Source organism: Pseudomonas sp. SL4(2022) (assembly GCF_026625725.1).
GTDB lineage: Bacteria > Pseudomonadota > Gammaproteobacteria > Pseudomonadales > Pseudomonadaceae > Aquipseudomonas.
The window spans coordinates 3,915,206-3,935,534 of record NZ_CP113060.1 but is presented as its reverse complement, the minus strand read 5'-3'; the positions used below and the strand labels follow the sequence as shown (position 1 = coordinate 3,935,534).

Sequence of the window (20,329 nt, the reverse complement as noted above, 5' to 3'; positions counted from 1 at the left end):
CGGACACTTGGGCATGAGGTGAAGCTATGTTAAATCGAGAGCTCGAAGTCACCCTCAATCTGGCTTTCAAGGAGGCTCGTACCAAGCGTCATGAGTTTATGACGGTTGAGCACTTGCTGCTGGCCCTCCTGGATAACGAGGCTGCCGCCAGCGTATTGCGCGCGTGCGGGGCCAACTTGGACAAGTTGCGGCATGATCTGCAGGAGTTTATCGACTCCACCACGCCGCTCATTCCGCAGCACGATGAAGAGCGCGAAACTCAACCTACGTTGGGGTTCCAGCGAGTTTTGCAGCGCGCGGTGTTCCATGTGCAGAGTTCCGGCAAGCGTGAAGTGACTGGCGCCAATGTGCTGGTGGCAATTTTCAGCGAGCAGGAAAGTCAGGCAGTGTTCCTGCTTAAACAGCAGAGCGTGGCGCGCATTGATGTGGTCAATTTTATTGCCCACGGTATCTCCAAGGTGCCAGGCCATAGTGGTCATTCAGAAACCGAACAGGAAATGCAGGATGAGGAAGGCGGTGAGTCTTCCAGCTCCAGTAATCCGCTGGATGCCTATGCCAGCAACCTGAATGAGTTAGCGCGCCAGGGACGAATTGATCCTCTGGTTGGTCGCGAGCAGGAGGTCGAGCGCGTTGCGCAGATTCTGGCGCGTCGGCGTAAGAACAATCCCTTGCTGGTGGGCGAGGCCGGCGTGGGTAAAACCGCAATCGCCGAGGGGCTGGCCAAGCGCATTGTCGACGGTCAGGTGCCCGATTTGCTGGCGGATAGCGTGGTCTACTCGCTGGATCTCGGTGCACTGCTGGCAGGCACCAAATACCGGGGGGACTTCGAGAAACGCCTAAAAGCGCTGCTTAACGAGCTACGTAAACGCCCTCATGCGATTCTGTTTATCGATGAAATTCACACCATTATCGGGGCCGGTGCCGCCTCTGGTGGGGTTATGGATGCGTCCAACCTGCTCAAGCCAATGCTGTCTTCAGGAGAAATCCGCTGCATCGGTTCAACCACGTTCCAGGAGTTTCGCGGCATCTTCGAGAAAGATCGGGCTTTGGCGCGGCGCTTCCAGAAAGTCGATGTGGTTGAGCCCTCGGTGGAAGACACCATTGGCATTCTGCGCGGCCTGAAAGGTCGTTTTGAGCAGCACCACAGTATTGAATACAGCGATGAGGCCCTACGCGCAGCGGCCGAACTGGCGTCGCGCTACATCAATGACCGGCATATGCCGGACAAGGCCATTGATGTCATCGATGAGGCCGGTGCGTACCAGCGCCTGCAGCCGGCAGACAAGCGCCTGACTCGCATCGATGTGGCGCAGGTCGAGGATATCGTAGCGAAGATTGCACGTATCCCGCCAAAACACGTCAGCAGCTCGGATAAAGAATTGCTGCGTAACCTAGAACGCGATCTCAAGCTCACGGTGTTTGGCCAGGATGCTGCGATTGACTCGCTGTCTACCGCAATCAAACTGTCGCGTGCAGGTCTCAAAGCACCGGACAAACCGGTGGGCTCCTTCCTGTTTGCCGGCCCGACGGGTGTCGGTAAAACCGAAGCCGCGCGGCAGTTGGCCAAAGCGCTAGGGGTCGAGCTGATTCGCTTCGATATGTCCGAATATATGGAGCGGCATACCGTGTCGCGACTAATCGGCGCTCCACCTGGCTATGTCGGTTTTGATCAGGGGGGGTTGCTCACCGAGGCCATTACTAAAACGCCACATTGTGTACTGCTGCTCGATGAAATCGAAAAGGCTCACCCGGAAGTCTTCAACCTACTGCTGCAGGTCATGGATCATGGGACGCTGACCGACAATAACGGGCGCAAGGCGGACTTCCGTAACGTGATCGTGATTATGACCACCAACGCCGGTGCTGAAACCGCGGCGCGTGCATCCATTGGCTTCACCCATCAGGACCATTCGTCTGATGCTATGGAAGTGATCAAGAAAAGCTTTACGCCGGAGTTCCGCAACCGCCTGGATACCATCATCCAGTTCGGCCGCTTAAGCCATGAAGTGATCAAAAGCATTGTCGACAAGTTCCTCACCGAACTGCAGGCACAGCTTGAGGATAAGCGTGTCACGCTGGAAGTCAGCGATGCCGCGCGTAACTGGTTGGCCGAGAGCGGTTACGACGTGCAGATGGGTGCTCGACCTATGGCTCGCCTGATTCAGGACAAGATCAAGCGGCCATTGGCGGAAGAGATCCTGTTTGGTGAGCTGGCTGAGCACGGTGGTGTGGTGCATATCGATATTGAAGGCGGTGAGTTGACTTTCGATTTCGAAACCACGGCAGAAATGGCCTAAGCGTCATTTTCTAACGCGCACAAAAACGCCCGGCATCGCCGGGCGTTTTTACAGGAGCTTGGTGTAACAGATGCCGGAAAACTGAGTTTTCGCTGATCTGTTAACGGGCGCGGTAAGTAATCCGGCCTTTGCTTAAGTCATAAGGCGTAAGTTCAACGCGAACTTTGTCGCCGGTCAGAATGCGGATGTAATTTTTGCGCATCTTTCCGGAGATGTGCGCAGTAACGACGTGCCCATTTTCCAACTCCACACGGAACATGGTGTTGGGCAGGGTGTCGACGACAGTGCCTTCCATTTCGAAGCTGTCTTCTTTCGACATGCAGTAAAGCCCTCGGTATCCAATGAATGGCCCGGTGCAACTGGCGCCAGGCAAAAGCGGCGTGCATTGTGCCCGAATTTTGGGGTTTGCGCCAAGGGCTTCAGTTAAGGCTGACCCACCGTTGATTGACGAACAGCTCAATCGGCCGATATTGGGTCTTGTAACTCATCTTGCGGCAGTTCTTGATCCAGTAGCCTAGATAAACCGCATGCAGTCCCAAACGCGCCGCTTCGGCAATTTGCCAGAGGATGGCAAAGCGCCCGAGGCTGCGCCTTTCCTCGCCTGGCTCATAAAAGGTGTAAACCGCGGACAGCCCATTGGGCAGTACATCGGTCACGGCAATTGCCAGCAGGCGGTTGTCATGACGAAACTCATAGAAGCGCGAAAAAGCCAGATCGCGCACCAGAAAGGTCGAAAATTGTTCGCGGTTGGGCGGGTACATATCGCCGTCGGCGTGCCGCTGCTCAATGTAGCGCACGTACAGCGCGTAATACTCTTCGGTAAAGGCCGGGCGTACCTGGCGCACCTGGATATCCTGATTGCGCTTGAAAATCCGTCGCTGCTGACGGTTGTGGGTGAACTGAGCTGCGGGAATGCGCGCCGGGACGCAGGCGGTGCAGCGTTGGCAGTGCGGACGATAGAGATGGTCGCCGCTGCGGCGAAAGCCCATTTCCGAGAGTTCGGCATACACCTGTGCATCCATGGGCTGACTGGGGTCGAGGAACAGCGTAGTAGCCTGTTCGTCGGGCAGATAGCTGCAGGGATGTGGTTGAGTGGCATAAAACTTCAGGCGGGCCAGCTCGGTCATGATCGACTCTCAGGATCAGTCTTCAACCAAGTGTAAGCCAGGCTGGCAAACTCGCCTAGGCAACCCAGTCAGCCTGGTTGGGTTGGTCAAGGTGGTCACTCAGGTAACCGGTAAACGCTGCACGGGAAATCGTCTGAGCGCCGAGACTGAGCAGGTGCTCGGTCGGCATCTGGCAATCGATCAACACAAAGCCCCAGCGTTTCAAGTGTTCAACCAGCGTGACAAAACCCACCTTGGAAGCGTTGTCCGCACGGCTGAACATCGACTCACCAAAGAACAGTTGGCCCATGGCCAGGCCGTACAGCCCTCCAACCAGTTCATTACCACGCCAGACCTCGACCGAATGAGCGATGCCGCGTCTGTGCAGTTCCAGGTAAGCGTCCTGCATTGGGCTGGTAATCCAGGTTTCTGCCGCATAAGTGCGTGGCGCTGCGCAGGCGCGAATGACATCGGTGAACGCCTGATCAAAGCTCACTTGGTAGCGGCCTTGGCGTAATACCTTGGCCAAGCTGCGCGAGATATGCAGCTCATCGGGTAGCAGAATCGTACGCGGATCGGGCGACCACCAGAGAATTGGTTGACCATCCTGAAACCAGGGGAAGCAGCCATGGCGATAGGCTTTGATCAGGCGTTCGGGATGTAAATCGCCACCCGCCGCCAACAGCCCATTGGGTTCGCGCAGGGCGCTATTGAGTGGAGGAAAGTCCAGTGACTCGCGTTGCAACCACGTCAGCATGGGCAGGGCCGGAATTGGACAGGGGGAGGGCAGGGCGGGCCAGTTAGCCCACCTTGCGATCGATCAATTATCGTCAAGGAACTTTTCGACATCCAGCGCGGCCATGCAGCCAGCACCTGCCGAGGTAATGGCCTGGCGATAGACATGGTCGGCTACATCACCGGCAGCGAATACCCCTTCGATGCTGGTGGCAGTGACGTTACCTTCGTTACCACCCTTGATCAGCAGGTAACCGTCGCGCATTTCCAACTGCCCGTGGAACAGGTCGGTGTTAGGTTTATGACCAATAGCAATAAACACACCGGCCAGCGGCAGGTCGGTGGTCGCACCGGTCTGAGTGTTCTTCAGGCGTGCACCGGTGACGCCAGTGTTGTCGCCCAGGACTTCTTCAAGTGCGTGGTTCCAGTGCAGGACCACGTTGCCGTTGGCGGCCTTGTCGAACAGTTTGTCCTGAAGGATTTTCTCGGAGCGCAGTTTATCGCGGCGATGCACAAGGTGAACTTCCTTGGCGATATTCGACAGGTACAGCGCTTCTTCGACCGCAGTATTGCCGCCACCAATCACCGCGACCACTTGGTTGCGATAGAAAAAGCCATCGCAGGTGGCGCAGGCCGATACGCCCTTGCCGGAAAACGCTTCTTCGGATGGCAAGCCCAGATACTGCGCCGATGCACCCGTGGCAATGATCAGTGCATCACAGGTGTAAGTGCCGCTGTCGCCTTTTAACGTGAAAGGGCGCGATTGCAACTCGGCGGTGTGGATATGGTCGTAGACGATCTCGGTTTCAAAACGCTCGGCATGCTTCTGCATGCGCTCCATCAACGCGGGACCGGTCAAGCCTTCAACATCGCCAGGCCAGTTGTCCACTTCAGTGGTGGTGGTCAACTGACCACCGGGCTGGATGCCGGTAATGATTACAGGCTTGAGGTTGGCGCGGGCAGCGTAGACGGCAGCACTATAACCGGCAGGGCCGGAGCCCAGGATGATCAAGCGTGAATGCTTGACTTCGCTCATAAAAACACCTCATAAGCCTTTGTCACAAAAGAGAATGCATGCTCCAATTGAGCCGCACGGAAGATGTTGACGGATATGCTACACCGAAGCAGGCAATGAGCGGGAGTCAACCACTTGAGCTGTTTATGCATACAGTTCATTTTGGTATCGTCTGGCTAAACCCGTACAATCGCTGCATATTTTGCTGTTAACCAATTATTCGGCGCCTCTGGCGCAGGAACAGATGCGTTTTGAAGAAATCTAGCCCAACCGTACAAGCCCCTCTCTGGCGTCAGCAGCTGCCCTATCGATTGAAAGAAGGCGCCCTGATCGGCCTTGGTGCGCTTTGTCTGTACCTGTGGATGGCTCTGCTGACCTACGATGCGGCCGATCCGGGCTGGACTCACACCAGCAACGTAGAACAGGTGCAGAACGCTGCAGGCCGAGCCGGAGCCTGGTTTGCCGACATTCTGTTTATGGCCTTGGGCTATTTTGCCTATCTATTCCCGCTGCTGCTGGCGGTGAAAACCCTGCAGGTGTTTCGTGCACGTCATCAACCCTGGCAGTGGAGCGGCTGGCTGTTCTCTTGGCGGCTGATCGGTCTGGTGTTTCTGGTGCTGTCCGGTGCGGCGCTGGCTTTTATCCATTTCCAGGCCAGTTCCAGCATGCCCGCATCGGCCGGTGGCGCCCTGGGGGAAAGCCTCGGCCAACTGGCAATTAATGCCCTGAATGTACAGGGCAGTACGCTGTTATTTATTGCCCTGTTTCTGTTCGGGCTGACCGTATTTACTGACCTGTCCTGGTTCAAGGTAATGGACCTGACCGGCAAAATTACCCTGGATCTGATTGAACTGATTCAGAGCCTGGCCAACCGCTGGTGGAATGCGCGCCTGGAACGCCAGCAACTGGTGGCACAACTGCGTGAAGTGGATGAGCGGGTCAGCGAAGTGTCGGCTCCGATCGTGCTGGATCGCCGCGAGCAGGCCAAGGTCAAGGAACGGCTGATCGAGCGCGAAGATGCGCTGAACAAGCACATGAGCGAGCGGGTTAACCGTCCCGCTCCGGTCATTACCCCGCCGGCTGTGCCCAAAGCCCCCGAGCCCAGCAAGCGCGTGCTGAAAGAAAAACAGGTCAACCTGTTCGAAGACAGCGCCCTGGCCGGCAGCTTGCCACCGATTTCGATTCTCGATGTGGCGGAAAAAATTCAGAAGAAATACTCCCCCGAGTCGCTGGAAGCGATGTCGCGTCTGCTTGAGATCAAACTCAAGGAGTTCGGCGTCGAGGTGATTGTCGAGTCTGTACACCCAGGTCCGGTGATCACCCGTTTCGAGATTCAACCGGCTGCCGGGGTCAAGGTCAGCCGCATTTCCAACCTGGCCAAAGACCTGGCGCGCTCGTTGGCGGTGATCAGTGTTCGGGTGGTGGAAGTGATTCCTGGCAAGACCACGGTCGGCATTGAGATTCCCAACGAAGACCGGCAGATCGTGCGCTTCTCCGAAGTGCTGTCCTCGCCAGAGTACGATGACGCCAAGTCGCCGGTCACCCTGGCTCTGGGGCATGACATCGGCGGCAAGCCGGTGATCACCGACCTGGCGCGCATGCCGCACCTGCTGGTGGCCGGTACCACCGGCTCAGGTAAATCGGTCGGGGTCAACGCGATGATCCTCTCGATCCTGTTCAAGTCCACGCCGGAAGAGGCGCGCTTGATCATGATCGACCCGAAAATGCTCGAGCTGTCGATCTACGAAGGTATTCCGCATCTGCTGTGCCCGGTGGTGACCGACATGAAGGAAGCCGCCAACGCCCTGCGCTGGTCGGTGGCCGAGATGGAGCGTCGCTACAAGCTGATGTCGAAAATGGGCGTACGCAACCTGGCGGGCTTTAACCGCAAGGTCAAGGACGCCGAAGAGGCGGGTGAGCCATTGGCAGATCCGCTGTACAAGCGCGAAAGCATGCATGACGAAGCGCCGTTACTGAAAACCCTGCCGACCATCGTAGTTGTGGTCGACGAGTTTGCAGACATGATGATGATCGTCGGCAAGAAGGTTGAAGAGCTGATTGCGCGTATTGCGCAGAAAGCCCGTGCAGCGGGTATTCACCTGATTCTCGCGACCCAGCGTCCATCGGTGGATGTGATCACCGGCCTGATTAAGGCCAATATTCCGACGCGCATGGCTTTCCAGGTTTCCAGCAAGATCGACTCGCGTACCATCCTTGATCAGGGTGGGGCCGAGCAGCTACTGGGTCACGGTGACATGCTCTACATGCCACCGGGCACCGGCCTACCGATTCGTGTACATGGCGCTTTCGTTTCCGATGAAGAAGTACACCGCGTGGTCGAAGCCTGGAAGCAGCGGGGCACGCCTGACTACATCGACGACATTCTCGCGGGCGTCGAGGAGTCCGGCAGCGGCTTCGAAGGCGGCAGCGGCGAGGGCGGTAGCGAGGGCAGCGAGTCCGACCCGCTTTACGATGAGGCGGTCAATTTCGTGCTGGAAAGCCGCCGCGCCTCGATTTCTGCCGTGCAGCGCAAATTGAAGATCGGCTACAACCGAGCCGCGCGGATGATTGAAGCTATGGAAATGGCTGGCGTCGTCACTTCAATGAACACTAATGGCTCTCGCGAGGTCATAGCTCCAGGCCCCATGCGCGATTAATTCCCTCAGGAATTGATGCCCCGAAGACCCGAATAAATGAGGAACCCCATGCGCCTGATTCGCATGTTAGTGCTGACCCTGCTGAGTTTTACCAGCATCGCTGCTGTAGCCGATGACGAAGTAGCCATACAACGCCTGACCGAACTACTTAACCAGGCGCAGACGATTACCGCTCGCTTTTCCCAGCTATCTCTGGATGGCAGCGGTACCCAGTTGCAGGAAACTGCCGGTCAGCTCGCGCTGAAACGACCGGGACTGTTCCGCTGGCATACCGATGCGCCGATGGAGCAACTGCTGGTTTCCAATGGCGAGAAGGTCTGGCTGTATGACCCGGATCTGCAGCAGGTGACTATCCAGACCCTCGATCAACGCCTGACCCACACCCCGGCGCTGCTGCTGTCCGGTGACGTGTCGAAGATCCGTGAGAACTTCGAGATCAGCCACAATGAAGGTGGCAACGTCGTGGACTTCATCCTCAAGCCCAAATCCAAGGACACCCTGTTCGACAGCCTGCGCCTGTCGTTTCGCAACAAGGTGCTCAACGATATGCAGCTGATCGACAGCATCGGCCAGCGCACCAATATTCTGTTCCTCAACGTGAAAATGAATGAGCCGCAGGACGATGCGCAGTTCACTTTCGAGATTCCGGCCGGCGCGGACGTGATTCAAGAGTAGAAAGCTCAAAGCAAGAGGCGTTAAACCGCAGTCATGGATCTGTTTCGCAAGGCTCCCGTCGCTCAACCCCTGGCTGCCCGGCTACGTGCCACCAGCCTGGATGAGTACGTCGGCCAGGACCATTTGCTGGCCCGTGGCAAACCCTTGCGTGAAGCCCTGGAGCAGGGCGCACTGCATTCGATGATCTTCTGGGGGCCGCCAGGCGTCGGCAAGACCACCCTGGCGCGCTTGTTGGCGCAGGTTTCCGACGCGCACTTCGAGACGATTTCCGCGGTCCTCTCCGGGGTCAAGGAAATCCGCCAGGCCGTGGAAGTAGCGCAGCAACATGCCGCGCAATATGGCCGCCAGACCATCCTGTTTGTCGATGAAGTGCACCGCTTCAACAAATCGCAACAAGATGCCTTTTTGCCTTACGTGGAAGACGGCACGCTGATCTTTATCGGTGCCACCACGGAAAACCCTTCTTTCGAGCTGAACAACGCCTTGCTTTCACGGGCTCGTGTATATGTGCTGAAAAGTCTCGATGAAAGCGCGCTGCGCAAACTGGTTGATCGCGCCTTGAGTGACCCGAAGGGCCTGGGCGAACGCCAGCTGAGCCTACCGGAAGAAAGCTTCAAGATTCTCCAGGCCGCCGCCGATGGCGATGGCAGGCGTTTGCTCAACTTTCTGGAAAACGCGGCTGACTTGGCAGAGGACAGCAGCGAGATCGGCAGCGAACTGCTGCTCAATCTGCTGGGTGATACCCGCCGGCGCTTTGACAAGGGCGGCGAAGCCTTTTACGACCAGATATCGGCGCTGCACAAGTCCGTGCGCGGCTCCAGTCCGGACGGCGCGCTGTACTGGTTTGCGCGTATGCTCGATGGTGGCTGTGATCCGCTGTATATCGCCCGGCGTGTGGTGCGCATGGCCAGCGAAGATATCGGTAATGCTGATCCGCGTGCGTTGACACTCTGCCTGAATGCCTGGGATGTGCAAGAGCGCCTGGGCAGTCCCGAGGGTGAGCTGGCTGTGGCGCAGGCCATTGTCTATCTGGCCTGCGCACCCAAAAGCAATGCGGTCTACAACGCCTTCAACGCCGCCATGCGTGATGCTGCCGAGCATGGTTCGCAGGAAGTCCCACTGCACTTGCGTAATGCCCCGACCAAGTTGATGAAGCAGCTGGGTTATGGCGATGAATACCGCTACGCCCACGATGAGCCTGATGCCTACGCGGCCGGCGAGGATTACTTTCCGGAAACCTTCGAGCCGCGCGCGTATTACCAGCCGGTGCCACGTGGTTTGGAACTTAAAATTCGCGACAAGCTGCAGCATTTGAAAAACCAGGATAGCAATAGCCCTCGGCAGCGGAGAAAACCATGATTCGTGTAGCCATGGCTGTAGCCCTCGGCGGTGCAGTGGGCTCCGTGCTGCGTTTTCTCACTGCCAGCTGGATGGTCGCGCAGTGGCCTCGGCACTTCTACCTCGGCACCTTCACCGTCAATATTCTCGGGTGTCTAGTGATTGGTCTGTTATCAGGCTTGTTTCTGCTGCGAAGTGACCTGCCAATCGAGTTGCGCAGCGGGCTGATAATCGGCCTGCTCGGCGGCTTCACCACCTTTTCTTCATTCAGCCTTGAACTGCTCAAACTGTTTGAAAGTGGCCGCCACAATGAGGCGTTTGCCTACCTGCTGTGCAGTGTGGTCGGCGGTGTGCTCGCCGTCTGGACCGGTTTTGCCCTGGCGCGCCTCTACCAGTAGCCACGCAAGCTAACGTGCGGTGTGGCACCCACCCCTGTTAAAGCCTTAAACTGCGCGGCATTGCGCGTCATGGCCAAGGCCATGCAAACCCTTGTGATGTGTTGAGACCAGAACATGCTCGATTCCAAACTCGTTCGTACCCAGCTCCATGAAGTGGCTGAGCGCCTTGCTGCTCGCGGCTTTGTCCTTGATGTAGCGCGCTTCGAAGCCCTCGAAGCCCAGCGCAAGACCGTGCAGACCCGTACCGAGCAGCTGCAGGCCGAACGTAACAGCCGCTCCAAATCCATTGGCCAGGCCAAACAGCGCGGTGAAGACATTGCGCCGCTGTTGGCCGAAGTGGACCAGATGGGCAGCGATCTGGAACAGGGTAAGCGTGACCTCGACAGCATTCAGACTGAACTCGACAACCTGCTGCTGAATATCCCCAACCTGCCACACGAGTCGGTGCCGATAGGTGAAGATGAAGAAGGCAACATTGAAGTCTCCCGCTGGGGCACGCCGCGCAGCTTCGATTTCCCGATTCAGGATCACGTCGCCCTAGGCGAGCAGCACGGCTGGCTGGACTTCGAGACCGCGGCCAAACTGTCCGGCGCGCGATTTGCCTTATTGCGAGGGCCGATTGCGCGCATGCACCGCGCTCTGGCGCAGTTCATGATCAACCTGCACACCAGCGAGCACGGCTACGAAGAAGCCTATACGCCGTACTTGGTGCAGGCGCCTGCGCTGCAAGGCACCGGCCAGCTGCCGAAGTTCGAGGAAGACCTGTTCAAGATCAGCCGTGAAGGCGAGGCCGATCTGTATTTGATCCCGACTGCTGAAGTGTCGCTGACCAATATCGTTGCGGGTGAAATTCTCGATCCTAAGCAATTGCCGCTGAAACTCGTGGCACACACCCCATGTTTCCGCAGCGAAGCCGGCGCATCGGGTCGTGATACCCGCGGTATGATTCGCCAGCACCAATTCGACAAGGTTGAGATGGTGCAGATCGTCGAGCCAAGCCAATCCTTCGAAGCGCTGGAAAGCCTGACCGCCAACGCAGAGCGCGTATTGCAGCTGCTTGAGCTGCCGTACCGTAAACTGGCGCTGTGCACCGGCGATATGGGCTTCGGCGCGGTGAAAACCTATGACCTGGAAGTCTGGGTGCCGAGCCAGGACAAGTACCGTGAGATTTCCTCGTGTTCCAACTGTGGCGACTTCCAGGCGCGCCGCATGCAAGCACGCTACCGCAATCCGGAAACCGGCAAGCCCGAGCTGGTACACACCCTCAACGGCTCCGGCCTGGCAGTAGGTCGCACGCTGGTTGCCGTGCTGGAGAACTACCAGCAGGCCGATGGCAGCATCCGCGTACCAGACGTGCTGAAGCCCTACATGGGTGGCATCGAAATTATCGGTTAAGCCGGCTTCAGCTACCTGCGACGGGGCGGCCAGTACCGCCCCGTTTTGTTTACCCGATCGAGAGCGTGCGTCATGGATTTTCTGCCCCTGTTCCACAAACTGCAGGATCGCCTGGTACTGGTGGTCGGCGGCGGCGAAGTTGCCGTGCGCAAGGCGCGCTTGCTCAGTGATGCAGGAGCAACCTTGCGGGTGGTCGCGCCGGAGATTCGCGATGAGCTGCGTGAGATGGCCAGCGCTCGACAAGGCGAGGTGCTGCTGCGTGATTACCAGTCGGCGGATCTGCAGGGCGTGGCACTGATCATTGCTGCCACCGATGACGAACCACTGAATGCGCAAATCTCGGCTGAGGCGCAGGCCCTGGGTATTCCAGTCAATGTGGTAGATGCGCCGAAGCTGTGCAGCGTGATTTTCCCCGCTATCGTCGATCGCTCGCCGTTGATTGTGGCGATAACCAGTGGCGGCGATGCACCGGTGCTGGCACGGCTTATTCGCGCCAAGATCGAGACCTGGATTCCCGCGACCTATGGCCAGTTGGCCGGCCTGGCCAAGCGCTTTCGTGCCCAAGTCAAAGGGCTGTTCCCCGATGTGCAGCAGCGCCGGGTGTTCTGGGAGGATGTGTTCCAGGGCCAGGTGGCCGAAAGTGTCTTCGCCGGTAAATTGCAGGAAGGTCAGCGCCTGCTGGAAGAGAAGATCGCCGGGATTGCCCCGCGCACCCTTGGCGAGGTGTACCTGGTGGGCGCTGGGCCGGGTGACCCTGACCTGCTGACCTTCCGTGCGCTGCGCCTGATGCAGCAGGCCGATGTGGTGCTGTATGACCGGCTGGTGGCCCCAGCGATTATCGAGCTGTGCCGCCGTGATGCCGAGCGTATCTATGTCGGCAAACAACGCGCCGAGCATGCCGTGCCGCAGGAACAGATCAACCAGCGCTTGGTCAATCTGGCCAAAGAAGGCAAGCGTGTGCTGCGCCTGAAAGGCGGCGACCCGTTTATTTTCGGCCGAGGAGGGGAGGAAATCGAAGAGTTGGCCGCCCACGGCATTCCGTTTCAGGTGGTGCCGGGCATCACCGCTGCCTCAGGCTGCGCGGCTTATGCCGGCATTCCGCTGACCCACCGTGACCATGCGCAGTCGGTGCGCTTTGTTACCGGTCACCTGAAAGATGGCAGCAGCAATCTGCCCTGGAACGAACTGACGGCCAGCAGCCAGACCCTGGTGTTCTATATGGGCCTGGTGGGTTTGCCGATCATCTGTCAGCAGCTGATTGCCCATGGTCGCGCTGCGACAACGCCGGCGGCATTGATCCAGCAGGGCACCACGCAGAACCAGCGCGTGTTTACCGGCACCCTGGCCAATCTGGCCGAGCTGGTAGCGAGGCATGAGGTGCATGCCCCGACCCTGGTAATTGTCGGCGAAGTGGTGCAATTGCGGGAGAAACTGGCCTGGTTCGAAGGGGCTCAGGCCAGCGTCTGATTACGTGCCACCCATAATTGGGCGGCGCGCTCCAGAGCGTGTTCGCGCGACTCGCCGAGGGCGCGCAAGGCCAAAGCCATGGTACTGATGACGGCAAGCTGGCCGTAGTCATCGGCCACCTCACCACGCCAGAAGGCGGCCAGATGGGCCGATTGCAGTGATTCAGGTTTTACGTGACGCCGTAACGAAAGCGCCGGCCATTCCTCATCCCAGTTGTCGCCATTGGCCGTGCCATACAGGTGGCTGCTGGCATCCGGGTTGATCTCGATTTCACCGCCTTCACCCTTGATCACCACCGCGCTGTCGCCGAGCAACTGGCTGGCTTCGCGGTGCACCGCCTGATAACCCGGGTGAAAGATGCTCTGTAGGCCGCAACGCGCGCTCAGCGGGTTGAGAATGCGTGCCAGCGAATGAATCGGTGAGCGCAGACCGAGGATATTGCGCAGGCCGATCATCCGCTGCAGCTGTGGCATCCAGTCGCCCAGCGGGATAAACGCCAGCTGTTGTTGCGCCAGCGCCTGCTCAACGCTGCCCCAGTTGCGGCATAGTGGAATGTGCAGGCTTTCAAGAAGCTGTTCGCTGTACAGTCGCCCGGCTGTGTGCGGGCCGCCGCCATGCAGCAGGATGCGAATACCGCTATTCGCTAGCGCTTTGGCTGCTAGCAGGAACCATGGCAGGTGGCGCTTCTTCCCGGCATAGCTGGGCCAATCCAGATCAACCTGTATTGCCGGCGCCTGCAAGCGTGCTCGCACAGCCTCAGCAAAACCGGCCATTTCCTCGGCGCTTTCTTCCTTGTGCCGCAACAGCATCAGAAAGGCGCCCAACTGGCTTTCCTCGGCTTGGCCGTCGAGCAGCATGCCCATGGCGTCACGGGCCTCCTCGCGGGTCAGGTTGCGCGCACCACGTTTGCCTTTACCGAGGATGCGCACAAATTGAGCAAAAGGATGTTCCGGCGGGGTCACAAGGTTCATAGGCAATTGGTCGGCTTGGGCAGGCCCGCCAGCTTGGCGGCAAGTTTGGCGGGAGCGCCATTGAACAGGCGATTGAGATTCAGGCTATTGCCTTTCTCGGGGCCAAGTTTGACGGCAATAAACTTGATCAGCGGACGGTTGGCAGGGGACAACTGAAACTCCTCGTAAAAGCTGCGTACCAGCCAGAGGATTTCCCAGTGCTCGGTGCTCAGGCTGATGCCCTCACGTTGCGCCAGGGCATGCGCGCTGGCTTCGGACCAATCAGCCAGATCGACCAGATAGCCGTCCTTATCCAGCGCCAAAATGCGACCTTCAACATTCAGCGTGCTCATAGCCAAGTGTTTACCTTGTCGTACTGGCAGCTCAGCGCAACGAACGCTGGGTAATCGACCAATGTGAGGCGGGTCGGGTACGCAAGGCCGCGCGCCTGCACATCTTCATCCAGGGCATACAGCGCGATGACGTCAGGCATCAGTTCCAGTGCCTGACGCGGCGCGCTGCCGTCCTGCAAGGCATACACCGCATCACCACACAGCAACAGTGCATCCTGGCGGCCGAGAATGCGCAGGCAACTGCTCAGGCGGCTATCGGTAAAGGGGGAGTGCGAGAGTACGTGCAAGGTAGCCATCAGAGCGTAATCACCTGGTCATAACGGTCAATCAAGGCGCTTATCGAGGAATCATCGAGACACTCGACAGCAAGACTGCTGGCGTGATTACGCAGGCCGCGCTCGTCCAAGCTGCGCTGTGAGGCATACAGTGCCTCGACCCCGAACATCGGCAAGGCCTGTAGATTGGCGCTGAGGTCTTTCTGCTGCAGGTTGCCGGGTTGTTGCGCGCCACTCAGCTGAAATACCCCGTCATCGAGAAACAGCAGGCCAACCGGCAAATCGAAGGCGCCGCCGGCCAGCGCGATATCCAGCGCTTCCCGCGCCCCGGGACCGGACCACGGGGCTTGGCGGCTGATGATCAACAGTGACTTACTCATTTCAAGGCCCCCCAAAGCACACCAGGCGATCCGCCAGCTGCGCCGCTTCGTGCAATTGGCCCAGGCCGGAAAGTTCCCAAGGCGCGTCCAGGTTGGCGGCTGTACGTAAGTAGCGTTGCGCTTCATCGCCATTCAACACACCACGACGCAAGGCGGCGGCGATACACACCACGCCATCCAGCTGCTGCGTTTGCACAAACTCCCGCCATTCACGCGGCAGATCCACTTCGTCCTGCGCGCAGACCACATTGCTCGAAGCGCTGTGGACGCCGTCCTGATAGAAGAACAGTCGCACGATCTCATGCCCACCCGCCAATACCGCCTGAGCAAAGCGCAGAGCCCGGCGCGAGGAGGGTGCATGGGGCGGTGAGAACAGGGCGATGGCGAATTTCATAGCAAACCTGGCAAGCCAATTTGGCGGAATGATAAAGCCTGAGTCGCCAAGATGCGCGCAGCAGGCATAAAAAATGACCCAGAGTGGTTTTTAACCTCGCGCAGCAACGGCCTTCAGGGTGCCTGCCACGGATGGCAAGCATAAAAAAGCCCGCCGAAGCGGGCTTTTAGCAGCGACTTGTATCAGTCGTCGCTGCCCATAATGCCGAAAATCTGCAACAGGCTGACGAACAGGTTGTAGATCGACATATACAGGCTGATGGTGGCCATGATGTAGTTGCGCTCACCGCCATGAATGATTTCGCTGGTCTGATACAGAATGTAGACCGAGGAAAACAGTACAAAACCTGCGCTGATCGCCAACTGCAGCCCGCTGATTTCGAAGAAGAGGCCGGCAACCACTGCACCCAGCAAAACAAAGAAACCTGCAGTGATAAAACCACTGAGGAAGCTCATGTCCTTGCGGGTGGTCAGTACGTATGCCGACAAGCCGCAGAACACCAGGGCCGTCATGGCGAAGGCCGAGCTGACAACTTCAGCACCGTTGGCCATGCCCATGTAGCGATTGAGGATTGGGCCGAGGGTGTAGCCCATAAAACCGGTCAGTGCGAGGGTCGAAACCAGGCCCCAGGCCGAATTACGCAGTTTGGCGGTGAGGAAGAACAGGCCGAACATTCCTATAAGCAATACAAAGATATTCGGATAAGGCACATTGGCGCGCTGCGCGATGAACGCAACCAGGCCACTGAAGGCCAGGGTGATGGCCAGAAGGCCATACGTGTTGCGCAGGACGCGGCTGACTTCTTGCTGCTCAACCTGCGTATGGTCAAGTGCATAATTATGTTCATTCATGGCGGCACTCCTGAAATGGCTGGTGGTTCCGTTACCAAGGTCAGGCTCGATCATAGCAGAGGCAGATAAAGAGCCAACACGTAGAGTTTGACAGCGTGTTGCGTTCGGGTAAGATTGCCGCCCGCAATCGCCGGAAGCGTGGCAGAGCGGTTGAATGCAACGGTCTTGAAAACCGTCGAAGGGGAAACTCTTCCGTGAGTTCGAATCTCACCGCTTCCGCCAAATTTTCTCTGGCTGTCATTTGGTGTCAATTTATTTGACGCTTGTATTTTGACGGTTATGCGCCAAGCTGATGACTTTAAGGCATCAGACTTTCAACCCAGCAGTTGCTCTGAGCAGCTGATGTCGACCGGGGTGACGCTTGATCAGAGTACTCGTTGTTGATGACCACGATCTGGTACGTACTGGCATCACACGGATGTTGGCCGATATCGATGGCTTACAGGTGGTTGGCCAAGCCGAGTCAGGCGAAGAATCCTTAAAGAAAGCCCGCGAACTGAAGCCCGATGTTGTCCTGATGGACATCAAGATGCCGGGTATAGGTGGCCTTGAAGCCACGCGCAAACTGATTCGCAGCCACCCTGACCTCAAAGTCGTTGCCGTTACCGTGTGCGAAGAAGATCCGTTCCCTACGCGCCTGCTGCAAGCCGGTGCTGCCGGTTATCTGACCAAGGGCGCGGCACTTGAAGAAATGGTTCAGGCCATCCGTATGGTGTTCAGTGGACAGCGTTATATCAGCCCGCAGATTGCTCAACAGCTGGCCCTAAAGTCGTTCCAGCCGCAGAGCAGCAATTCGCCATTCGATCTGCTATCCGAGCGTGAAATCCAGATCGCACTGATGATTGCCGGCTGCCAGAAAGTGCAGACTATTTCCGACAAACTTTGCCTGTCGCCGAAAACTGTAAACACCTACCGCTATCGCATCTTCGAAAAACTGTCGATCACCAGCGATGTCGAGTTGGCTTTGCTGGCCGTACGCCACGGCATGATTGATGCCAGCAGCTGACGACAGCCGCGCAGTCTTCGATTCCAGCGCGTTTCTCTCCACCTGCAGTGGTCACCCTGGCGTGTACCGCATGTTCGATGTGGACGCCAAACTGCTCTATGTCGGCAAAGCCAAGAACCTGAAAAAGCGTTTGGCCAGTTACTTCCGCCAGAACGGCTTGGCGCCGAAAACCGCCGCACTGGTGGGGCGAATCGCTCAAGTTGAAACCACCATCACCGCTAATGAGACCGAAGCGCTGTTGCTTGAACAGACGCTGATCAAGGAATGGCGGCCGCCGTACAACATTCTGCTGCGAGACGATAAGTCCTATCCCTATGTATTTCTATCCGATGGTGATTTCCCACGCCTGAGCATCCACCGCGGCGCGAAAAAGCAAAAAGGTCGCTACTTCGGCCCATACCCCAGTGCCGGGGCCATCCGTGAAAGTCTCAATCTGCTGCAGAAGACCTTTCTGGTGCGCCAATGCGAGGACAGCTTTTACAAAAATCGCACTCGGCCCTGCCTGCAGTATCAGATCAAACGCTGCAAAGCCCCCTGTGTCGGCCTGGTAGAACCCGCTGAATATGCTGCTGACGTACGCCATTCAGTAATGTTTCTTGAGGGGCGCAGCACTGCCCTCACCGATGAGCTGTCCAGCGGCATGCAGGCTGCCGCCATGGCCCTCGACTTTGAGCGGGCTGCCGGATTACGCGACCAGATATCGCTGCTGCGCCGGGTTCAAGACCAGCAGAGTATGGAAGGCGGAACCGGTGATGTGGACGTCGTCGCGGCCATGGTCAATCCGGGCGGTGCGTGTGTGCATTTGATCAGCGTGCGCGGTGGCCGAGTGCTCGGCAGCAAGAACTTTTTCCCGCAGGTGGCCATCGAGGAGGAAGGCAGCGGTGTATTGCTGGCCTTCCTCGCACAGTATTACCTGAGTAGTCAGGAGCGCGATCTGCCGAGCGAGCTGATTGTCAACGCACAACACGAAGATTTCCCCACCCTGATCGCCGCCATTGATGAGTTGCGTGGCCGCGAGCTGAGTATCAGCTACCGCGTACGCGGCACCCGCGCACGCTGGCAACAGCTGGCCGTGACCAATGCCGAACAAGCTTTAGCAGCGCGCCTGGCTAATCGACAGCACGTTGCTGCGCGCTTTGATGCCCTGGCCCTGGCCCTAGATATGGATGAAGTGCCGCAGCGCCTGGAGTGCTTCGATATCAGTCATTCCAGCGGTGAAGCAACGGTTGCGTCCTGCGTGGTATTTGGCCCGGAAGGGCCGCTGAAATCCGATTACCGTCGTTACAACATCGAAGGCGTGACGGCAGGCGATGATTACGCCGCCATGCATCAGGCGCTGACCCGGCGCTTCAGCAAGATCAAGGATGGCGAAGGCAAGTTACCGGACATCCTGCTGGTCGACGGTGGTAAAGGCCAACTGGCGATGGCCCGAGAAGTACTTGAAGAGCTGTCAGTGCCCGATCTAATTCTGCTGGGCGTGGCCAAAGGCGCCACGCGCAAACCAGGACTCGAAACCCTCTACCTGAATGACGCTGCACATGAATTTACGTTGCCAGGCAATTCGCCGGCCTTGCACCTGATTCAGCAAATCCGCGATGAGTCGCACCGCTTTGCCATCACCGGCCACCGCGCACGTCGTGGCAAAACCCGCCGCACGTCCACACTTGAAGAAGTTGCCGGCGTTGGACCCAAGCGCAGGCGCGAGTTGCTTAACCACTTCGGTGGATTGCAGGAATTGTCTCGCGCGAGCATTGAGGAAATCGCCAAAGCGCCTGGTATCAGTAAAAAGCTTGCCGAGTCGATTTATGCCTCACTACACAGCGAGTAGAATGCCCGCTCAATTTTCAGCCAAGTTGTGTCGATGAATATCCCCAACCTGCTTACCGTGCTCCGGGTTCTGCTGATTCCGGTGTTTATTCTGTTGTTCTACCTGCCATTCAGTTGGAGTTACTGGGCCGCCAGTGCCGTTTTTGCCATTGCAGCAGCTACTGATTGGCTAGATGGCTACTTGGCCAGACGCTGGGAGCAGAGCACGCCCTTTGGTGCATTTCTCGACCCTGTTGCTGACAAGCTAATGGTGGCTGTTGCTTTGGTTCTACTGGTAGATGAGCACTCCAATCTCTGGCTCACCTTACCCGCTGCGATCATCATTGGGCGCGAAATTGTGGTTTCAGCCTTGCGTGAATGGATGGCTGAATTAGGCGCAAGGGCACAAGTCGCGGTTTCGCGATTGGCAAAGTGGAAAACCGCGGCGCAGATGGTGGCATTGGTAACCTTATTGGCAAATCCGCCCACTTTTACAGTGTGGGTTCTGCTCGGCTATGGGTTGTTGATCATTGCCGCAGTGCTTACGCTATGGTCCATGATTCAGTATCTACTGGCCGCCTGGCCGCATCTGCGAATCACCGCAGAAAAGAAATAAGCTTTTTTGAATCAAGGGGTTGACGAATAGCATTGAAACTATAGAATGGCGCCCGTCAACACGACATGCGGGAATAGCTCAGTTGGTAGAGCACGACCTTGCCAAGGTCGGGGTCGCGAGTTCGAGTCTCGTTTCCCGCTCCAGTTTTATGCAATGAATGATATTGCATGTGATTTAAAGGCTGAGTAGCAGAGTGGTTATGCACCGGATTGCAAATCCGTGAACGCCGGTTCGATTCCGACCTCAGCCTCCAATTTAAAAGCCCCGTAAGTATATGATTTACGGGGCTTTTTCATTTTAGTTTGAAACCTTGCAGGGCTTGGTTGGGCTGTATATAGTCCTGCTCTTGCAACGTAGCGCTACCGCCCGAATGGCGAAATCGGTAGACGCAAGGGACTTAAAATCCCTCGAGGGTAACCTCGTGCCGGTTCGACCCCGGCTTCGGGCACCATATCCAAAGTTAACTCGCACAACTCGCACATGCCCCCAAACCGGCCCAATGCCGGTTTTTTTATGCCCACTAAAAGCAGACTTGTCATCTGCCTGAATCAGTCGCGTCATACGCCTGCCATCTGCTTTAGCTGCAATTGCAGTCACTCACCTGGGGGACTGTCG

The 20,329-nt window shown here is 57.6% G+C and carries 20 protein-coding genes and 4 tRNA genes; 14 read left to right on the top strand and 10 right to left on the bottom strand.

Annotation, left to right across the window (positions count from 1 at the left end):
• Positions 1-26: 26 nt before the first annotated feature.
• A complete protein-coding gene (gene clpA, locus OU997_RS18615; protein ID WP_267807973.1) occupies positions 27-2,297 on the top strand; it encodes an ATP-dependent Clp protease ATP-binding subunit ClpA in 2,271 nt (756 codons plus the stop codon).
• 100 nt (positions 2,298-2,397) lie between these two features.
• On the opposite strand, the gene infA is transcribed toward clpA, so the two are convergent.
• From infA to trxB, 4 genes are all read right to left on the bottom strand, one after another.
• Positions 2,398-2,616, bottom strand: a complete 219-nt coding sequence (gene infA, locus OU997_RS18610; protein WP_002553999.1) for a translation initiation factor IF-1 — start codon at positions 2,614-2,616, stop codon at positions 2,398-2,400.
• 100 nt (positions 2,617-2,716) lie between these two features.
• Positions 2,717-3,424: an arginyltransferase gene (locus tag OU997_RS18605; RefSeq protein ID WP_267807971.1), complete on the bottom strand. Its 708-nt coding sequence runs from the start codon at positions 3,422-3,424 to the stop codon at positions 2,717-2,719.
• A 55-nt stretch (positions 3,425-3,479) separates the two neighbouring features.
• Positions 3,480-4,160: a leucyl/phenylalanyl-tRNA--protein transferase gene (gene aat / locus OU997_RS18600; protein ID WP_267807970.1), complete on the bottom strand. Its 681-nt coding sequence runs from the start codon at positions 4,158-4,160 to the stop codon at positions 3,480-3,482.
• 63 nt (positions 4,161-4,223) lie between these two features.
• A complete protein-coding gene (gene trxB / locus OU997_RS18595; RefSeq protein WP_108486016.1) occupies positions 4,224-5,174 on the bottom strand; it encodes a thioredoxin-disulfide reductase in 951 nt (316 codons plus the stop codon).
• A gap of 230 nt (positions 5,175-5,404) precedes the next feature.
• On the opposite strand from trxB, the gene ftsK reads away from it, so the two are divergent.
• The 6 genes from ftsK (at position 5,405) to cysG (ending at position 13,083) form a co-directional block, all read left to right on the top strand.
• Positions 5,405-7,810, top strand: coding sequence for a DNA translocase FtsK (ftsK, locus tag OU997_RS18590; protein WP_177479880.1), 2,406 nt, complete (start codon positions 5,405-5,407; stop codon positions 7,808-7,810).
• Positions 7,811-7,858: 48 nt separating this feature from the next.
• On the top strand, positions 7,859-8,485 hold the full coding sequence (gene lolA, locus OU997_RS18585) for an outer membrane lipoprotein chaperone LolA (protein WP_108486015.1): 627 nt from the start codon (positions 7,859-7,861) through the stop codon (positions 8,483-8,485).
• Between the two features lie 33 nt (positions 8,486-8,518).
• Positions 8,519-9,844, top strand: coding sequence for a replication-associated recombination protein A (locus tag OU997_RS18580; protein ID WP_267807968.1), 1,326 nt, complete (start codon positions 8,519-8,521; stop codon positions 9,842-9,844).
• Positions 9,841-10,221, top strand: a complete 381-nt coding sequence (gene crcB / locus OU997_RS18575; protein ID WP_108486013.1) for a fluoride efflux transporter CrcB — start codon at positions 9,841-9,843, stop codon at positions 10,219-10,221. The genes OU997_RS18580 and crcB overlap by 4 nt, the downstream gene beginning before the upstream one ends.
• Before the next feature lie 114 nt (positions 10,222-10,335).
• Complete coding sequence (gene serS, locus OU997_RS18570) at positions 10,336-11,616, top strand: serine--tRNA ligase (protein WP_108486012.1); 1,281 nt, start codon at positions 10,336-10,338, stop codon at positions 11,614-11,616.
• A 72-nt stretch (positions 11,617-11,688) separates the two neighbouring features.
• A complete protein-coding gene (cysG, locus tag OU997_RS18565) occupies positions 11,689-13,083 on the top strand; it encodes a siroheme synthase CysG (protein ID WP_267807967.1) in 1,395 nt (464 codons plus the stop codon).
• On the opposite strand, the gene OU997_RS18560 is transcribed toward cysG, so the two are convergent.
• From OU997_RS18560 to OU997_RS18535, 6 genes are all read right to left on the bottom strand, one after another.
• Positions 13,068-14,054: a glycosyl transferase family protein gene (locus OU997_RS18560; protein WP_267807966.1), complete on the bottom strand. Its 987-nt coding sequence runs from the start codon at positions 14,052-14,054 to the stop codon at positions 13,068-13,070. The two genes, cysG and OU997_RS18560, sit on opposite strands and share 16 nt — an antisense overlap.
• Complete coding sequence (locus OU997_RS18555; protein ID WP_267807964.1) at positions 14,051-14,386, bottom strand: TusE/DsrC/DsvC family sulfur relay protein; 336 nt, start codon at positions 14,384-14,386, stop codon at positions 14,051-14,053. Before OU997_RS18555 ends, OU997_RS18560 begins: the two co-directional genes overlap by 4 nt.
• Positions 14,383-14,682, bottom strand: coding sequence for a sulfurtransferase complex subunit TusB (gene tusB, locus OU997_RS18550; RefSeq protein ID WP_267807963.1), 300 nt, complete (start codon positions 14,680-14,682; stop codon positions 14,383-14,385). The genes OU997_RS18555 and tusB overlap by 4 nt, the downstream gene beginning before the upstream one ends.
• Positions 14,682-15,041, bottom strand: a complete 360-nt coding sequence (tusC, locus tag OU997_RS18545) for a sulfurtransferase complex subunit TusC (RefSeq protein ID WP_267807962.1) — start codon at positions 15,039-15,041, stop codon at positions 14,682-14,684. The genes tusB and tusC overlap by 1 nt, the downstream gene beginning before the upstream one ends.
• A 1-nt stretch (position 15,042) precedes the next feature.
• Positions 15,043-15,435: a sulfurtransferase complex subunit TusD gene (gene tusD / locus OU997_RS18540; protein ID WP_108486006.1), complete on the bottom strand. Its 393-nt coding sequence runs from the start codon at positions 15,433-15,435 to the stop codon at positions 15,043-15,045.
• A gap of 182 nt (positions 15,436-15,617) precedes the next feature.
• A complete protein-coding gene (locus OU997_RS18535; RefSeq protein WP_267807961.1) occupies positions 15,618-16,286 on the bottom strand; it encodes a Bax inhibitor-1/YccA family protein in 669 nt (222 codons plus the stop codon).
• Positions 16,287-16,418: 132 nt separating this feature from the next.
• Between OU997_RS18535 and OU997_RS18530 the strand changes: the two genes are divergently transcribed.
• The 7 genes from OU997_RS18530 (at position 16,419) to OU997_RS18500 (ending at position 20,165) form a co-directional block, all read left to right on the top strand.
• Positions 16,419-16,508, top strand: a tRNA-Ser gene (locus OU997_RS18530).
• 139 nt (positions 16,509-16,647) lie between these two features.
• Positions 16,648-17,292: a UvrY/SirA/GacA family response regulator transcription factor gene (gene uvrY / locus OU997_RS18525; RefSeq protein WP_108486004.1), complete on the top strand. Its 645-nt coding sequence runs from the start codon at positions 16,648-16,650 to the stop codon at positions 17,290-17,292.
• Entirely contained in the window at positions 17,279-19,120 is a 1,842-nt protein-coding gene (gene uvrC / locus OU997_RS18520; protein WP_108486003.1) for an excinuclease ABC subunit UvrC, read from the top strand. The genes uvrY and uvrC overlap by 14 nt, the downstream gene beginning before the upstream one ends.
• Positions 19,121-19,153: 33 nt before the next feature.
• Positions 19,154-19,714, top strand: a complete 561-nt coding sequence (gene pgsA / locus OU997_RS18515; RefSeq protein WP_108486002.1) for a CDP-diacylglycerol--glycerol-3-phosphate 3-phosphatidyltransferase — start codon at positions 19,154-19,156, stop codon at positions 19,712-19,714.
• Between the two features lie 67 nt (positions 19,715-19,781).
• Positions 19,782-19,857: transfer RNA gene (locus OU997_RS18510), tRNA-Gly, on the top strand.
• A 36-nt stretch (positions 19,858-19,893) separates the two neighbouring features.
• Positions 19,894-19,967 (top strand) — tRNA-Cys (locus tag OU997_RS18505).
• Between the two features lie 111 nt (positions 19,968-20,078).
• A tRNA-Leu gene (locus OU997_RS18500) sits at positions 20,079-20,165 on the top strand.
• Positions 20,166-20,329: the final 164 nt, after the last annotated feature.

Coding starts and splice junctions, on each gene's coding strand:
- uvrC (WP_108486003.1), top strand. CDS start 17,279: ATGCCAGCAGCTGACGACAGCCGCGCAGTCTTCGATTCCAGCGCGTTT.
- serS (WP_108486012.1), top strand. CDS start 10,336: ATGCTCGATTCCAAACTCGTTCGTACCCAGCTCCATGAAGTGGCTGAG.
- OU997_RS18605 (WP_267807971.1), bottom strand. CDS start 3,424: ATGACCGAGCTGGCCCGCCTGAAGTTTTATGCCACTCAACCACATCCC.
- tusC (WP_267807962.1), bottom strand. CDS start 15,041: ATGAGTAAGTCACTGTTGATCATCAGCCGCCAAGCCCCGTGGTCCGGT.
- pgsA (WP_108486002.1), top strand. CDS start 19,154: ATGAATATCCCCAACCTGCTTACCGTGCTCCGGGTTCTGCTGATTCCG.
- OU997_RS18535 (WP_267807961.1), bottom strand. CDS start 16,286: ATGAATGAACATAATTATGCACTTGACCATACGCAGGTTGAGCAGCAA.
- OU997_RS18555 (WP_267807964.1), bottom strand. CDS start 14,386: ATGAGCACGCTGAATGTTGAAGGTCGCATTTTGGCGCTGGATAAGGAC.
- trxB (WP_108486016.1), bottom strand. CDS start 5,174: ATGAGCGAAGTCAAGCATTCACGCTTGATCATCCTGGGCTCCGGCCCT.
- aat (WP_267807970.1), bottom strand. CDS start 4,160: ATGCTGACGTGGTTGCAACGCGAGTCACTGGACTTTCCTCCACTCAAT.
- OU997_RS18560 (WP_267807966.1), bottom strand. CDS start 14,054: ATGAACCTTGTGACCCCGCCGGAACATCCTTTTGCTCAATTTGTGCGC.
- tusD (WP_108486006.1), bottom strand. CDS start 15,435: ATGAAATTCGCCATCGCCCTGTTCTCACCGCCCCATGCACCCTCCTCG.
- clpA (WP_267807973.1), top strand. CDS start 27: ATGTTAAATCGAGAGCTCGAAGTCACCCTCAATCTGGCTTTCAAGGAG.
- tusB (WP_267807963.1), bottom strand. CDS start 14,682: ATGGCTACCTTGCACGTACTCTCGCACTCCCCCTTTACCGATAGCCGC.
- cysG (WP_267807967.1), top strand. CDS start 11,689: ATGGATTTTCTGCCCCTGTTCCACAAACTGCAGGATCGCCTGGTACTG.
- infA (WP_002553999.1), bottom strand. CDS start 2,616: ATGTCGAAAGAAGACAGCTTCGAAATGGAAGGCACTGTCGTCGACACC.
- OU997_RS18580 (WP_267807968.1), top strand. CDS start 8,519: ATGGATCTGTTTCGCAAGGCTCCCGTCGCTCAACCCCTGGCTGCCCGG.
- lolA (WP_108486015.1), top strand. CDS start 7,859: ATGCGCCTGATTCGCATGTTAGTGCTGACCCTGCTGAGTTTTACCAGC.
- crcB (WP_108486013.1), top strand. CDS start 9,841: ATGATTCGTGTAGCCATGGCTGTAGCCCTCGGCGGTGCAGTGGGCTCC.